Below are 13,525 nucleotides of genomic sequence, written 5' to 3'. Positions count from 1 at the left end.
ATGCAAGTTCTCGGGCCGTGACAGCGTGGTTGTCGAAGGCTCGGGGCGTCAAGCCACCCAGGGCCGTGTGGGGTCGATCTTCATTGTCGTGGCACCTCCATTCCTCGATGCGCTCATGAGCATCCGCCAGCGATAGGAACCAAGAGGTGATCCTCTCTCGGTTTCACGGACACCCTCGATACTCTCGTTACGGGCGGGGAAGATGTTCGATGGCGAAGACGAGACAGCAAGTTCAAACGCGAGGCGGTGGCCCTGCTGGACAGCAGCGGCCGGCCGCAGATGTAGGTTGCAGCCGAGCTCGGAATCCAACCCTCGATGCTAAGGCAGTGACGCTCGGCGCTGATGGGTGGCTCTTCCCCACCACGGGCAGCAGGATCACCAGGAGCCACGGCTGCGGGCCCGGTGACTTCCCCCTCCCACCAGGCAGCCAGTACGCCGCCGAGGCCTACCGAACGCATTTCGCCGACATGACGGCGACGCCCTCCATGAGCCGGACGGGCTGCTGCGTCGACAACGCCCCGATGGAGAGTTTCTTCCACACCCTTAAGGTCGAACTCGTCCATCAACGACGATGGGCGACCCGAGACGAGGTCCGAGGCGACTTGTTCGTCGACAGCGAGGGCTATGACATCGGCAGCGCATCCGCGCGGCACTCGGTGACATCACGCCCGAGCAGGTCGAACGGAATGCGGGCCAATCCCGTGTCCGTGAGGTCGGGGGAGGATCGCACCGATAGCTCGCCCTCAGCCGTTCCGCACTCAGACGCCCACTATGTGTGCTGAACGCGCACGGCGAGGCGCAGGAAGCTCACTGCACTCGCGATCCCGGCGAAGGCGCCGCCGAGTCCGAGCGCCAGCGCCGGCCCGCGCGCGTCCGCGATGGCGAAGCATGCTGCCACAAGGGCCGCCCCCGTCGTCTGGCCGAGGAGGCGTGCGGTGGCCACGATCCCGCTCGCGCCTCCGGAACGCGTGGGCGGGGCGCTCGTCATGATCGCGCGTAGGTTCGGCGCCTGAAAGAAACCGAAGCCTGCGCCGCAGATCGCCATGCGCCAGGTGATGTCGAAAACGCTCGGATCCGCCGGCAGCGCTGCCAGGAGCGCCATGCCCAAAGCCAGGACGGCGAGCCCGATCCCGCCGAGCAGGCCAGGAGGATAGCGGTCGGACAGGCGACCCGCGAGGGGCGCCATCAACGCGACCACCACCGGCCACGGCGTCATCAGGAAGCCGGTCTCGACCTGCGAGCGGCCGAGCGCGTGCTGGAACAGGAACGGCAGGGAGACGAAAGCGAGGCCTTGGGCCGCGAAGGAGCAGACTGAGGTCAACGCGGACAGCGCGAAGAGCGGACGCTTCAGAAGGTCGGCTGCGAGCATCGGGGCGGGATGTCCGGCCTGTCGGCGCAGAAGCAGCGTGCCGCAGGCGAGCGCGCCGGCGAACTCCGCCAGGATGCGCCAGACCGGTCCCTCGTGGGCTGCATCCCCGAGTCCCAGGACGAGCAGAGCGAAGGCCACGGCGTTGAGGATGGCGCCGGCTCCGTCGAAGCTGTGGCCGGAGCGACCGGTTTCCGTCAGCGCTGTCCAGGCAAGGGCGAGGGCAGCGAGGCCGATCGGTACGTTGACGGCGAACAGCCACGGCCAAGGCGCGGCGACCAGGATCAGGGAAGCCACGGTCGGCCCCACGGCGAAGCCGACGCCGACGACGAAGGCATTGAGCCCGACCCCGCGCCCGAGCTGAGCGGCCGGATAGATAAAGCGGATGAGCGCGATGTTGACCGCCATCAGGGCGCTCGCCCCGACGCCCTGCAGCACACGCGCAGCCACCAGCGTCGGCAGGGACCAGGCAAGCGCGCAGACCAGGGAGGCGAGCGTGAAGAGGACGAGGCCACCGAGGTAGATCTTTCGCTGGCCGACGATCTCGCCCAGCGCCGCGATCGGCAGCAGCGTCGCCACCACGGCGAGCTGATAGGCGTTGACGATCCAGATGGACGCGCCCGGATCGACACCGAGGTCGGCGGCGATGGTCGGCAAGGCTGTGTTGGCGATCGCGGTATCGAGGGTTGCGAGGGCGACGCCCATCAGCACTGCGATCATCGCGCGCCCGCGCTGGCCCGGCGGCAAGCCGTCGCGCGGCGGCACGTCCGGCGTGAGGATTGGCGTTGGCATCGGAAGACAATCTCGCAGAGAGGCGGGTCTGAATGCGTGCGCTGCAGGCCGATGGCAATCCCAGTTTGTGGCTGGGCTTCACAACAACACTCCGGATGTTATGCCGGTGATCGGACAGGCGCCGTCGCTGCGCGCGGCCTGAAGCTTCCGAATTGAGCTTGACTGAGACGGTGGTGAGCAGCCCTTCCACCGGTTGCCTGAGCAGGTTTCGTAGCGCTCAAACACCGAACCTTCGCTCGCGAGGACGGTCCGGACCGGATTGTCCGGCGAGGTTGGGACGGGACCCATTTGTCCGTTCCATGACCGCTTCGGCTGGAGTTCTGCCCGTCCGCTCCTGGACAGAGAATGAAGCGAACAGCCATTCTTATTCGGCAAGCTTTGATCTTCCGATGGCGCCCGTCAGACGTTGATCGCGTTCACCTCCCGAAGCCGACAGCACACGGACGGCTTAGATGCCGGCATACCAATCGTAGTCCTGGTCTTCCCAGTAGCCGCCCTTGCCCTCGCCAAGACGGGCGAAGCTCTCGACCACCTCGATACGCATCACGTACTTGGCCTGTTTGTAGCCGAGATTGCGTTCGACCCGCAGGCGCAGCGGTGCGCCGTTGGACACCGGTAGCGCCTGCCCGTTCATGTCGTAGGCGAGGATCGTCTGCGGGTGGAACGCGTTCACGAGGTCGATGCTCTCGTAGTACCGGACCGGCGATCCGGCGCTGGCCGCAGACTCGTCCGATGCCTGCTGGCCGCCGGAATCCTTTCTGCTCTCGCCGCCGCCCGACTGCTTGGTCATGGCCGGGTTGGCGTTGCCCGCGGGCGCCGCCTCGTCCGTCTCCGCGTCGTCGCCCCCACCTTCGAGCGGATTGCCCTGGTCCATGGTGTCGGCGCAGTGGAACACCACGTAGCGTGCCTCCGGCTTGAGCTTGGCCCGGATCAGGAGGTCAGCGAGCGGCACCCCGGTCCACTTGCCGATGGCGCTCCAGCCCTCGACGCAATCGTGCCGCGTGATCTGAGTGCGGGCGGGAAGCGTGCGGAGGTCCGCCAGGGACAGCCGGAAAGGTGCCTCCACGAGACCGCCGACCTCCAGGTGGTACTTGACGAACTTGCCCGTCGCCAGGGCCTTGTACGCCCTGTCCGGCGGATCCTCGGTGCCGTTCGGCTTGAACCACGGGGAGATGTCGGCCTCGGCATATTCCGGTGCCAGCGCTTGGTCGGTGAGGAGCAGGCGTTGGACGAACAGGTTGGCATCCTCGCCGGTCTTGAGCATGCGCTGGAACCACGCCGCGTTGCCGAGGCGGTCGCATCCGCCGAGCATGGCCGCAGCGGCCGTCGCGGACGCCCCCGTCAGGAGGGTGCGTCGGCTGGGAAAAGGGCTCATGCCCGACGCTCCTCCGGGGCGCCGGTCGGTTCGATTTGGCGCTCGATGACGAACCAACCGGTGAGCATGCCGCGCATGTTGTTCCAGAAGCCCGAGAGCAGGACCAGGGCGACGTGCACGACGACGAACAGGACCAGCAGTGCCGCCACGACGAAGTGCACCGTGCGGGCCGATTGGCGCCCGTCGAACACCGTCAGCAGGAACGGGAAGGCCGCGTTCATCGCCGGCGACATCGCGAGGCCGGCCAGGACCTGCACCGGCAGGAGCACGAACAGAACGACGAGATAGGTGAGCTTCTGAATGACGTTGTAGCGCTTGGCCTCGTTCCCTTGCGGGAAGCGCAATGTCAGGTGCTCCCACACCGACGCGCCGAAGTGCCGAACCTGATCGCGCGACGGGATCAGGCGGAATCGAAGCTGTCCGCTGACCAGCCCGTAGAGCAGATAGGCGAGGCCGTTCAGGACGAAGGCCCAGGCGAAGAAGAAATGCCAGCTTCGGCCGCCCGTCAGATCCTGGTCGCTCGGCAAGGTCGCCCAGGCGGGAAATCCACGGTCGGCCGACTCGCCGTTGGAGCCCGTCGATGAGCCGAGCCAGCCCGTCGTTTCGAAACCTTGTCCGAAGACCGTCGTCACCCCTTTGGGCGGATCGTCCTCCGTCGACGCCATTGCCATCAGCGGTGTGTCGAAGGTCGAGACGTTGCCCCAGTACAGGGCCGGGTGAGCGTTGAAGATCTGCAAGCCGCTCATGAGCAGGACCAGGAGGCACACCGCATTGACCCAATGCGTGATGCGGATGGCTACGGGATGCCTGAACATCCATCGGCGACGCTCGACCTCACTGATCTCGGGCGTAGAGCGGATGGGGTCAGTGCGCGCCAAACGGTCTTCCTCGAAGTCGTCGCCGTCAGGGTGGAGGCCCCTGCGTCGGGACCTCCGGAAGCGTCAACGGCTTGAAATCACATGCCGCGGTTCATCATGCGCTTCTTCATCATGCGGCGCTTCATCATCTGCTTCCGCATCATGCGCTTCTTCATCATCATCCGCTCACTGCGGTCCATGCGGACCTGGGTGACGCCGCTCTCGGACTGAAGGCCGTTGACGGACATCGGGGCGGCCATGGCCGAACCGGCGGCGAGGGCGATGCCGCCGAGGGCGGTCAAGGCGGTCAGCGCAAGGGTGAACTTCTTCATGTGGAATCTCCTGTAGAGGTGAACATCATATCCAACCCACAGGGTAACAGTATGATTATGTTGTTGTTCCTCGAAAAATAAAGAATTACTTTTATATACTGCAATTTTTTAGCAAGAGACAGCCCGCGCTCACATCAAGGCTTTTGGCCTGGGCACGATTCCTATCCTCGCGTATCGTTACGGAACGGGCCGGCGAAAAGTTTCAGGCCCCCGGCGGGAGGCCGCCGAGTCCGATCTCGACCTTATGCACGCGGGCGACTTCGACCTGACAATATCAATGCTCGCCGTATCGGGGCTCGCTCTTGCACCGGAGGCGGCCCCTCGCCCGCTCGGGGGCAGGACCTGCAGATGTGGCGATGCTGCTCACCTCACGGATCGACGAACGACCGTGTGTGGACGCCCCATCGGATTCAAGGGGGTGTTGGAGAGATTTGTGCGCGCAGGATCAGGGGCTGCCGTGTGTCCGGCCTGTTGATGCAGCCATCATCACGGCTGCTGGCCTGTATGGAGAGCGCGGATCGGGTCCAAGTCGCTTTGGCGCGCTCGAGGCGCTTGGCTATAGTCGACAGGAGGGCAGCTGTCGCCCGGTGCGGCTTCGGGATCGTTGCTTGGCTCATCGGAACCGGCGGCGCCGATGTGATCGACGGCGGGGAAGCTTGTTCAGCGTGAGACGGTGTCAGCGTCTCGTGGAGTAGCTTGTCTTTGGGTTCGTGGTTGAAGTCACCGGCGTAGCGGGCTTGCAGGGCCTCGGCGAGGTCGATGCCGGCGCGTATGACGGCTTGGCGGGCACGCTGCCAGTCATCCGGTGCAAGGTCTGCGCAAATGATACCCTGCTTCTTGAGCATCGCCTCGGTGACGACACGCGCCTCGTCCAGGCGATTGCCGGCGAGCGCCCTGCGGGTCTTGGCAGCGACCTCGCCTTAATAGGCGCCGCGGGTCTCCGAGACGGTATCGTCGTGCGGTGGTGTTCGCAGCCGGATGGCGTTCTCACGCTTCAGCACGGTCGCGTAGAAGTCCTGCACGAGGCGGGCGAGTTGAGCATCAGTGAGCATGGGTGTCGCACGCACGGCGCCGAAGAGGCGCTCCGAGGCGACGTATAGCGTGGCGGTGTGGAGCTTGGCAGTCCGATGATCGACCGTGCCGAGGCTGCGCGTGAGTTCACGTCGTTTGATCAAACCGCGCAGCTCTGGCGGAACGGTCCGCCGGAAGTGCAACGTCCGAGCGCGCCGGACGACGTTCGTGATGGAGGTACCCACGCCGCTTGCCTGCCGCCTGGAGGCGGACTTTGTAGCAGCGGATTGTAGCAACCGGCTCAACCCGCAGGGCAGCGAGACGGAAAGCTGAGTGTTGAGAGTGACTTAGTTCTGGCAGTGGCTGGGGGACCAGGATTCGAACCTGGACTAGAGGAGTCAGAGTCCACTGTTCTACCGTTAAACTATCCCCCAACATCCTCGCGTGGCACGAGGCAGGATCCGGTTGTTCGTTTCAAGCGCTGCTGAGGGCTAGCGGTTGAGACCCGGTCCGTTCCGGTGCAGGGGCGATAGCATGGCTTTCCGGACCGATGCAAGCCCACATCTGAACGCCCGCCCGTGAGGCGATTCGCGCTGCCTCAGGCGCTGCCGGGCGGTTCCAGGCGGGCCTCGATCATGCCGAGGGTGCGCAGGATCGCCAGGGCGACGATCTCGCAATCGGTGTCCCCCTCCGGAGTAGCCGGGAGGATCGCCACGGTGCTGACTTCGTCGTCCGTCAGGAACCCCACCACCACCTTGTAGACATCGCCCTCCGGTGCGCCTTCGTCGTGGACGAGGCAGACCCGGCAGCCATGGGCCTCGCCGTACACGCGCTGGGTCAGGACCTGGACGCGACGGGGATCGGCTGGTTCCGTGCGGCGTGGGGCGCCGAAGGTGGGGCGAATGATGTTGTCCATTCTCGCTCCTATACCCGACCCTCCCCGCTTCGGGGAGGCCCCTGCCCGCTTCGGCCCCGTGCGGGCCTCATCGTACGAGGCGGCCGCTCTGGTCTTCGTGGGCGAGCTTGAGCAGGTTCTGGCCGTAGGCGGTCTTGGCAAAGAGCTTGCCGCGGGCGATGAGCTGGTCCTTGCCGATGAAGCCCTGCAGGTAGGCGATCTCCTCCAGGCAGGCCACCTGCAGGCCCTGGCGGTGCTGGAGCGTGCGGACGAACTCGGCCGCCTCCAGCAGGCTGTCATGGGTGCCCGTGTCGAGCCAGGCATAGCCCCGGCTCATGCGCTCCACGTGCAGCTGCCCGCGTTCGAGATACGCCTCGTTGACGCTGGTGATCTCGAGCTCGCCCCGGGCCGAGGGCGTCACCGCCGCGGCGATGTCGAGGACCTGGTTGTCGTAGAAGTACAGCCCCGTCACCGCCCAGGGGCTCTCGGGCGTGACCGGCTTCTCGACGAGGCGCAGGGGCCGCCCGTCCGGGCCGAGGGTCACCACGCCGTAGGCCGAGGGATCGTCGACGTGGTAGGCGAACACCGTGGCGCCGCTCGCGCGCGCCCGGGCCCTGCGTAGCATCTCGCTCATGCCCGAGCCGAAGAACAGGTTGTCGCCCAGCACCAGGGCCACGCTGTCCGCGCCCACGAACTCGCGCCCGATCAGGAAGGCCTGGGCCAGGCCCTCCGGCCGGGGCTGGATCGCGTAGCTGAAGGACAGCCCGAACTGCTCGCCGGTGCCGAACAGGCGCTGGTAGTTGTCCAGGTGCTCGGGGCTGGAGATGATCAGGATCTCGCGGATGCCCGCCAGCATCAGCACCGAGACCGGGTAGTAGATCATCGGCTTGTCGTAGACCGGCAGCAGCTGCTTGTTGATCGACAGGGTGGCCGGGTGCAGGCGCGTGCCCGTGCCGCCGGCCAGAACGATCCCCTTCATGCCTGTGTCTCCGTCGTTGTCCGTTCAGGGCCGACCAGCCGGTCGNGTGGCCGGGTGCAGGCGCGTGCCCGTGCCGCCGGCCAGAACGATCCCCTTCATGCCTGTGTCTCCGTCGTTGTCCGTTCAGGGCCGACCAGCCGGTCGAGGATGTCGTCGAGGGCCTGTTCCCAGGGGCGCGGCCTCAGGCCGTAGGCGGCCGTCAGGCTCGCGGTCGACAGCACCGAATGGGCCGGGCGCCGCGCCGGGGTCGGGAAGGCGCTGGTGGGAATGGCGTCCACCGGCACGGAATGGCCGCCGCGCCGCGCCGCGCCYGCCACGATGGCGCGGGCAAAGCCGCACCAGGTGGTGGCGCCCGCATTGACGAAGTGGTGCGTGCCGGTGGGGGCGGTGGGATCGCGCGCCAGCGCCTGRGCGATCRCCGCCAGGCCCGCGGCGAGGTCGCCCGCGCTGGTCGGGTTGCCGTGCTGGTCGTCGACCACGCTGAGGCGTTCGCGCTCGTTCGACAGGCGCAGCATCGTCTTGACGAAGTTGCCCCGGTGCGGGCTCACCACCCAGGCGGTGCGGAGGATGGCGTGGCGGGGGTTGGCGCTGCGCACCGCGATCTCGCCGGCCGCCTTGCTGGCGCCGTAGACGCTCCGCGGGTCGACCGGCGTGTCGGGGGTGCAGGGCGTGGACGAGGGGGATGCCGGCCCGGGCGGTGGCGGCGGCCAGGAGCGCCGGCGCCACCGCGTTCAGGGCCCAGGCCGCGGCGATCTCGCTCTCGGCCCGGTCCACGGCGGTGTAGGCGGCCGCGTTGACCACCGCCGCGTAGGGGCGCGCGCTCAGGGCGGCGTCGATCGCGGCGGCGTCSGTGACGTCGAGCGCCGTGCGGCTCGGGGCGTGCAGGCGGGTGCCGGCGTCCCAGAGCGCCGGGTTCTGCAGCTCGGTGCCGACCTGGCCGGCACCACCGAGGATGAGGATGTCGCGCGTCTCGGGCATCGGCTCAGGCGCGGCCGGTGGGGGCKGTGCCCAGGCCGAGGCGCTCGCCGGTGTAGCGGCCCTCGCGGATCGGGCGCCACCAGGCTTCGTTGGCCAGATACCAGCGCACGGTCTCCTCCAGGGCCCGCTCGAAGTCCTGGGTCGGGTGCCAGCCATCCGAGGTCTGGCGCCTCCTGACCGAACAATTCACCGTCNCCCACCAGGGCATAGCCGAGGAGCGTCGCCGGCCATCGGGCATCGGCTCAGGCGCGGCCGGTGGGGGCKGTGCCCAGGCCGAGGCGCTCGCCGGTGTAGCGGCCCTCGCGGATCGGGCGCCACCAGGCTTCGTTGGCCAGATACCAGCGCACGGTCTCCTCCAGGGCCCGCTCGAAGTCCTGGGTCGGGTGCCAGCCGAGCTCGGCCTCGGCCTTGGACGGGTCGATGGCGTAGCGCCGGTCGTGGCCGGGCCGGTCGGCCACGGAGGTGATCAGCCGGTCGTGGGGGGCGTGGTCCGGGCGCAGGCGGTCGAAGGCGGCGCAGAGCGCGTGGACGACGCTGAGGTTGTTGCGCACCGCGCGCCCGCCSAGCAGGTAGGTCTCGCCGACCCGGCCCCTCTCGAGCACSGCCACGAGGCCGCGGGCATGGTCCTCCACGTGGATCCAGTCGCGCTCGTTCAGGCCGTCGCCGTAGACGGGCAGCGGCTTGCCCTCCAGGGCGTTGAGGATCATCAGCGGGATGAGCTTCTCGGGGAAGTGGCGCGGGCCGTARTTGTTCGAGCAGTTCGTCACYAGGACCGGCAGGCCGTAGGTCTCGTGCCAGGCSCGGGCCAGGTGGTCGGAGGCGGCCTTGGAGGCCGAGTAGGGCGAGCGCGGGTCGTAGCGGCTGGCTTCGGTGAAGAAGCCGTCGGGCGGCAGCGAGCCGTAGACCTCGTCGGTGGAGACGTGCAGGAAGCGGAAGGCCGCCTTCTCGGCGCCTGCGAGCCCGTCCCAGTGGCTGCGGGCCCCGTCNGGCAGCGAGCCGTAGACCTCGTCGGTGGAGACGTGCAGGAAGCGGAAGGCCGCCTTCTCGGCGCCTGCGAGCCCGTCCCAGTGGCTGCGGGCCCCGTCGAGCATGACCTGGGTGCCGACGACGTTGGTGCGGATGAAGGCGCCCGGGCCGGTGATCGAGCGGTCGACATGGCTCTCGGCGGCCAGGTGCATCACCGCCTCGGGCCGGAAGTCGGCGTAGAGGGCGTGCACGGCCCCCGGGTCGCAGATGGATTGTCCGCCAGCGGCTGGAGCGAGATCGGGTTGGCCGCGTAGGTCAGCGCGTCGAGCGTCGCCACCTCGTGTCCGAGGTCCTGCACCAGGTGCAGAACCAGAGCCGATCCGATGAAGCCGCAACCGCCCGTCACCAAGATGCGCATGGGATGAAAGATCTCTCGAGAAATCGGATCGGGCCGAGCCCGGTGGAGAAGCCTCAGAACAGTGGCGGAAGATCGGCCAGGCGCGGGGCGACCCGGTCCTTGGCCGAGAGCTGGGCGTCGGCCTCGCTCACCGGCCAGGCGATGCCGAGCGCCGGATCGTTCCAGAGCAGGCCGCCATCGTGCTCGGGGCTGTAGACCCCGCCGGCCACCTTGTAGGCCACCATCGTGTCGGGCTCCAGGGTGCAGAAGCCGTGCCCGAAGCCGACTGGGATGTAGAGCTGCTCGCCGCCCTCGGCATCGAGCCGCACGGCCACGTGCCGGCCATAGGTGGGCGAGGCGCGCCGCAGGTCGACGGCCACGTCCAGGATGGCACCCGCGAGCACCCGGATGAGCTTGGCCTGGGCCATGGGCGCGCGCTGGAAGTGCAGCCCGCGCACGGTGCCGCGCGGGGCGGAGAAGNTCCAGGATGGCACCCGCGAGCACCCGGATGAGCTTGGCCTGGGCCATGGGCGCGCGCTGGAAGTGCAGCCCGCGCACGGTGCCGCGCGGGGCGGAGAAGGACTGGTTGTCCTGGATGAAGACATCCGCGATGCCGGCGCGCGCCAGGATGTCCGCCCGGTAGGTCTCCGAGAACCAGCCCCGCGCATCGCCGAAGCGCGTGGGAACCACCCGCCGGACCGCCGGAATCTCCGTCTCAATCACCTGCATGCCCGGAAGACCTCAAGATCACGAATCTGTCCCGTCCTTGACGAGCCTGAATCCCAGGCTGTCAAGGATCGGAGGGGGATTTTCAAAGGGGCCGCGATGCGTCGGAGCCGTCCCGAGCCCGCGGCCCTGTTTCCGACACAGGACTTCGCGACAGGAGACGGCGTTTGATGTTGACGGACCTCCTCCTCAGCGCGGGGGATGGTCCGGACGGAAAGTATCGATGATCGCCATTCAGATCATATCCGGAACGTTCGGCGCTGGGCCGGGATCTTACGAATTCGGCGTCTTCGGGCTGCCCGATGGAAGCCTGCGCGGAGTCGAGGACTTGGAGGCCTTGACGCTCGCGCCGCCGGAGCAGGCGGTGCCACGGCGCACCGGTATCGTCCAGGGATTGCGGCAGGCCCTGACGGCCACCGGTCCCCTGCCGAATCCGCTCGGCCTCGCCGCCTCCTTCATGCATGCCGGCCTCGACGTCCTCGGGTGCAACGCGCGGCCGGCCTGGTCCGTCGAGCTTCGATTCCGGGACGGGGTCCACGCTCTGGTCCGGACCGATGCCGAGACGGCCGCGCAGATCGAGCGGGACCGGGAGGTGGTGCAGCGCGCCAGCCTGCGCCTGCCTCCATCCCGCCCGGCAGTACCGCCGGCCGAGACCCAGCCCCAGATGCCCGAAGAGGCGGAGGGCGAGGCCGCCTCGATCGACGCGTCCGTCCCCGATGGGCAGACCCTGGCCTCCCTCTTCGCCTATGAGAAGCGCGGAGGCCGCGTGCGCCGCCTGTCCAAGGCACTCGACGGCGCCTGATCCGCCGCGAGGGAAGGAGATCAGCCCGTGATGATGCTCACATGGGCCGCAACGACCCTCCAGCCGTCGGGGAAGCGGATCCATGTCTGGCTCTGGCGTCCGATGCGCCCCGGGGTGCTCGACCGGGTGAACAGCGTCATGGCGATTCCGGTATCGGATCCGTAGGTGGTTATCACCGTGTCCCTCAGGTCGCGGGCCAGGCCCTCGGGTGACCGCGCCCGACGGAAGGCGCGGATTGCCTCCATGCCGTACAGGTTCTCGGCCCCGCCGTAGCGGATCGTGCGCGGATCATCGTGGAACAGGGCCTCCAGCGTCGGCACGTCGTTGCCCACCAGGGCCGCCTCGTAGGCCGCGAAGGCGGCCTCCACCTCGGCCTTCACGGCCGGATCGTCGATGATCATCGCGGTCTCGCTCACAGGTTCGCCACGGGGGCGCGGACGACGCCGTCCCGCTCCAACTGGTGCGCCACGCGCAGGGCGTGGTCCTCGCGCCAGGGGGCGGCGATGACCTGAACGCCGAGGGGCAGGCCGTCGTCCAGGCGCACGGGCACCGCCACCACCGGCAGGCCGATGAAGGATATCGGCTGGGTGAACACCCCGATATTGGCCCGCACCGGCAGGGTCACCCCGTCGAGGACGAAGGTGGCCTGGCCCGAACGGGGCGCGCGGCAAGGCGTGGCGGGGGCCAGGATCACGTCGACCTCGCGGAACAGATCGAGGACGGCGGACCGGTACCAGCGGCGGAAGCGCTGCGCACGCTCGACCAGCGGGGCCGGGATCATCGCCCCGGCGATCAGCCGGTCGCGTACGGCCGGATCAAAATCCTCCCCCCGGGTCCGGAGGCGGTCGAGATGGAGCGCGGCTCCTTCGGCTGCCGTGATGAGGTAGGCCGCCGCCCGGGCGCGGGCCGCCTCCGGAATCGCGACGCTGCGCGTGACGCCGAGGGCCCGGGCGATGGCGGCCACCGCCGCGAACGCCTCGGCGTCGCCACCGCGCGCGAAGTAGCCGCCCGCCACCGCGACGCGCAGGTTCCCGAGCCCGTTGGTGAGGTGAGACAGGGCCGGCTCTGCGGGGCGCGTCGTGGCCACCGGGTCGTCCGGGTCCGGCCCCTGCATGGCGTCGTAGCTCAGGGCGAGGTCCGTGACGCTGCGCGCCATGGGCCCGACATGGTCGAGGCTGCCCACGAAGGGAAAGCTGCCCGCCCGGGTCAGGCGGCCGTAGGTGGGTTTGAGGCCGAAGCAGCCGCAGAAGGTGGAGGGGACACGGATCGAGCCGTTGGTGTCGGAGCCGAGGGCGATCGGCACCAGCCCGGCCCCGACGGCCCCTCCCGAGCCTCCGGACGAGCCGCCGGACATGTGGCCGAGATCGTGCGGGTTCCGGGTCGGTCCGTCATGGACGTTCTCGCCGGTGAAATCGTAGGCGTACTCGCCCATGTTGAGGCCGCCGACGAGGATCGCGCCCGCCGCCTCCATGCGGCGCACCAGGGCGGCATCGCGCTCCGCCGGGGCCCGATCGCGGTTGATCTTCGCGCCGGCCCGGGTCGGCAGACCGGCGATGTCGAACAGATTCTTGACCGCAAAGGGAACGCCAGCCAGCGGCCCCAGGGGCTCACCCCGGCCCCGGGCCGCATCCAGGGCCTCGGCGCGGGCCTGGGCGCGCGCGGCGAGAATGTCCGTGAAGGCGTTCACCGCGCCGTCGACCCGCGCGATGCGCGCCAGGGTCGCGGCGACGTTCGCGCAGGCGCTGGTGGTCCCATCCCGAAACGCCGTCGCCAGCGCCTCAGCCGTCATCGTGCTCGGATCGTGCATCGTGTCCGGACCGCTCATGCTTCGTAGACCGGGGCGGCTTCCGCCTCGTCGGGCAGGGAAAACTCGGCCACATGCGCGGCGGCCGTGCGCAGGACGGCGAGATTGCTGCCGATGGCGCCGATCCAGGCCGGGTCGAGGGGAATCGCGAGCAGCCCGGCTGCCGCTTCGATGTAGGCGTCGAGGCCGCCGGTGGACGGGTCGTTGCGCTCCGACATGGGTTTTCTCCCAGTGATGTCCCTCCG

The 13,525-nt window shown here is 68.7% G+C and carries 13 protein-coding genes, 1 tRNA gene and 6 pseudogenes; 2 read left to right on the top strand and 18 right to left on the bottom strand.

Annotated elements, in window-relative coordinates:
* Nucleotide 1: 1 nt before the first annotated feature.
* Nucleotides 2-145: pseudogene (locus tag ASF41_RS23600) on the bottom strand (integrase core domain-containing protein); the annotation flags it as partial.
* Between the two features lie 277 nt (nucleotides 146-422).
* Here ASF41_RS23600 and ASF41_RS08030 point away from each other — a divergent pair.
* Nucleotides 423-736 (top strand): annotated as a pseudogene (locus ASF41_RS08030) (IS3 family transposase); the annotation flags it as partial.
* A gap of 33 nt (nucleotides 737-769) precedes the next feature.
* Here ASF41_RS08030 and ASF41_RS08025 read toward each other — a convergent pair.
* From ASF41_RS08025 to ASF41_RS24685, 14 genes and pseudogenes are all read right to left on the bottom strand, one after another.
* Entirely contained in the window at nucleotides 770-2,158 is a 1,389-nt protein-coding gene (locus ASF41_RS08025) for an MFS transporter (RefSeq protein WP_082504172.1), read from the bottom strand.
* Between the two features lie 448 nt (nucleotides 2,159-2,606).
* On the bottom strand, nucleotides 2,607-3,533 hold the full coding sequence (locus tag ASF41_RS08020) for a molybdopterin-dependent oxidoreductase (protein WP_056492213.1): 927 nt from the start codon (nucleotides 3,531-3,533) through the stop codon (nucleotides 2,607-2,609).
* Nucleotides 3,530-4,348, bottom strand: coding sequence for a cytochrome b/b6 domain-containing protein (locus ASF41_RS08015; RefSeq protein ID WP_056492210.1), 819 nt, complete (start codon nucleotides 4,346-4,348; stop codon nucleotides 3,530-3,532). Before ASF41_RS08015 ends, ASF41_RS08020 begins: the two co-directional genes overlap by 4 nt.
* Before the next feature lie 140 nt (nucleotides 4,349-4,488).
* Nucleotides 4,489-4,722: a hypothetical protein gene (locus tag ASF41_RS08010; protein WP_056216462.1), complete on the bottom strand. Its 234-nt coding sequence runs from the start codon at nucleotides 4,720-4,722 to the stop codon at nucleotides 4,489-4,491.
* Between the two features lie 410 nt (nucleotides 4,723-5,132).
* Complete coding sequence (locus tag ASF41_RS24700) at nucleotides 5,133-5,567, bottom strand: hypothetical protein (protein ID WP_156653235.1); 435 nt, start codon at nucleotides 5,565-5,567, stop codon at nucleotides 5,133-5,135.
* A gap of 75 nt (nucleotides 5,568-5,642) precedes the next feature.
* On the bottom strand, nucleotides 5,643-5,978 hold the full coding sequence (locus ASF41_RS08005; RefSeq protein WP_348271626.1) for a DUF6538 domain-containing protein: 336 nt from the start codon (nucleotides 5,976-5,978) through the stop codon (nucleotides 5,643-5,645).
* A 115-nt stretch (nucleotides 5,979-6,093) separates the two neighbouring features.
* Nucleotides 6,094-6,167: transfer RNA gene (locus ASF41_RS08000), tRNA-Gln, on the bottom strand.
* A gap of 164 nt (nucleotides 6,168-6,331) precedes the next feature.
* A complete protein-coding gene (locus tag ASF41_RS07995) occupies nucleotides 6,332-6,649 on the bottom strand; it encodes a hypothetical protein (RefSeq protein WP_056216461.1) in 318 nt (105 codons plus the stop codon).
* Nucleotides 6,650-6,716: 67 nt separating this feature from the next.
* On the bottom strand, nucleotides 6,717-7,607 hold the full coding sequence (gene rfbA / locus ASF41_RS07990; protein ID WP_056492204.1) for a glucose-1-phosphate thymidylyltransferase RfbA: 891 nt from the start codon (nucleotides 7,605-7,607) through the stop codon (nucleotides 6,717-6,719).
* Between the two features lie 95 nt (nucleotides 7,608-7,702).
* Nucleotides 7,703-8,585, bottom strand: a pseudogene (rfbD, locus tag ASF41_RS07985) (dTDP-4-dehydrorhamnose reductase).
* A 242-nt stretch (nucleotides 8,586-8,827) separates the two neighbouring features.
* Nucleotides 8,828-9,571 (bottom strand): annotated as a pseudogene (locus tag ASF41_RS07975) (dTDP-glucose 4,6-dehydratase); the annotation flags it as partial.
* Between the two features lies 1 nt (nucleotide 9,572).
* Nucleotides 9,573-9,969, bottom strand: a pseudogene (locus ASF41_RS25995) (GDP-mannose 4,6-dehydratase); the annotation flags it as partial.
* 53 nt (nucleotides 9,970-10,022) lie between these two features.
* Nucleotides 10,023-10,428: pseudogene (locus ASF41_RS24690) on the bottom strand (dTDP-4-dehydrorhamnose 3,5-epimerase family protein); the annotation flags it as partial.
* 1 nt (nucleotide 10,429) lies between these two features.
* A partial coding sequence (locus tag ASF41_RS24685; RefSeq protein ID WP_162242106.1) for a dTDP-4-dehydrorhamnose 3,5-epimerase family protein occupies nucleotides 10,430-10,677 on the bottom strand: 248 nt, incomplete at its 3' end.
* A gap of 220 nt (nucleotides 10,678-10,897) precedes the next feature.
* Here ASF41_RS24685 and ASF41_RS07965 point away from each other — a divergent pair.
* Nucleotides 10,898-11,476 (top strand): hypothetical protein, encoded by a 579-nt coding sequence (locus ASF41_RS07965; protein ID WP_056492198.1) that lies wholly within the window; start codon nucleotides 10,898-10,900, stop codon nucleotides 11,474-11,476.
* Between the two features lie 20 nt (nucleotides 11,477-11,496).
* On the opposite strand, the gene hpxZ is transcribed toward ASF41_RS07965, so the two are convergent.
* From hpxZ to ASF41_RS07950, 3 genes are read right to left on the bottom strand one after another with little or no spacing between them, the layout of a single operon-like run.
* Nucleotides 11,497-11,877 carry an oxalurate catabolism protein HpxZ gene (gene hpxZ, locus ASF41_RS07960; protein WP_056492263.1) on the bottom strand — a complete coding sequence of 127 codons (381 nt, stop codon included), beginning with the start codon at nucleotides 11,875-11,877 and terminating at the stop codon, nucleotides 11,497-11,499.
* A gap of 11 nt (nucleotides 11,878-11,888) precedes the next feature.
* On the bottom strand, nucleotides 11,889-13,301 hold the full coding sequence (locus ASF41_RS07955; RefSeq protein ID WP_407067266.1) for an AtzE family amidohydrolase: 1,413 nt from the start codon (nucleotides 13,299-13,301) through the stop codon (nucleotides 11,889-11,891).
* Nucleotides 13,298-13,498, bottom strand: coding sequence for a DUF4089 domain-containing protein (locus ASF41_RS07950; protein ID WP_056270254.1), 201 nt, complete (start codon nucleotides 13,496-13,498; stop codon nucleotides 13,298-13,300). Before ASF41_RS07950 ends, ASF41_RS07955 begins: the two co-directional genes overlap by 4 nt.
* Nucleotides 13,499-13,525: the final 27 nt, after the last annotated feature.

The sequence above is a fragment of the Methylobacterium sp. Leaf111 genome, assembly GCF_001423285.1.
Classification (GTDB): domain Bacteria; phylum Pseudomonadota; class Alphaproteobacteria; order Rhizobiales; family Beijerinckiaceae; genus Methylobacterium.
Note: the sequence above shows the minus strand (reverse complement) of the source record. Positions and strands in the feature narration are given on the sequence as shown.

Bases quoted from the DNA above. Each gene is read 5' to 3' on its own strand.
- ASF41_RS08025 (WP_082504172.1), bottom strand. From the start codon at position 2,158: ATGCCAACGCCAATCCTCACGCCGGACGTGCCGCCGCGCGACGGCTTG.
- ASF41_RS08020 (WP_056492213.1), bottom strand. From the start codon at position 3,533: ATGAGCCCTTTTCCCAGCCGACGCACCCTCCTGACGGGGGCGTCCGCG.
- ASF41_RS08015 (WP_056492210.1), bottom strand. From the start codon at position 4,348: ATGTTCAGGCATCCCGTAGCCATCCGCATCACGCATTGGGTCAATGCG.
- ASF41_RS08010 (WP_056216462.1), bottom strand. From the start codon at position 4,722: ATGAAGAAGTTCACCCTTGCGCTGACCGCCTTGACCGCCCTCGGCGGC.
- ASF41_RS24700 (WP_156653235.1), bottom strand. From the start codon at position 5,567: ATGCTCAAGAAGCAGGGTATCATTTGCGCAGACCTTGCACCGGATGAC.
- ASF41_RS07995 (WP_056216461.1), bottom strand. From the start codon at position 6,649: ATGGACAACATCATTCGCCCCACCTTCGGCGCCCCACGCCGCACGGAA.
- rfbA (WP_056492204.1), bottom strand. From the start codon at position 7,607: ATGAAGGGGATCGTTCTGGCCGGCGGCACGGGCACGCGCCTGCACCCG.
- ASF41_RS07965 (WP_056492198.1), top strand. From the start codon at position 10,898: ATGATCGCCATTCAGATCATATCCGGAACGTTCGGCGCTGGGCCGGGA.
- hpxZ (WP_056492263.1), bottom strand. From the start codon at position 11,877: ATGATCATCGACGATCCGGCCGTGAAGGCCGAGGTGGAGGCCGCCTTC.
- ASF41_RS07955 (WP_407067266.1), bottom strand. From the start codon at position 13,301: ATGAGCGGTCCGGACACGATGCACGATCCGAGCACGATGACGGCTGAG.
- ASF41_RS07950 (WP_056270254.1), bottom strand. From the start codon at position 13,498: ATGTCGGAGCGCAACGACCCGTCCACCGGCGGCCTCGACGCCTACATC.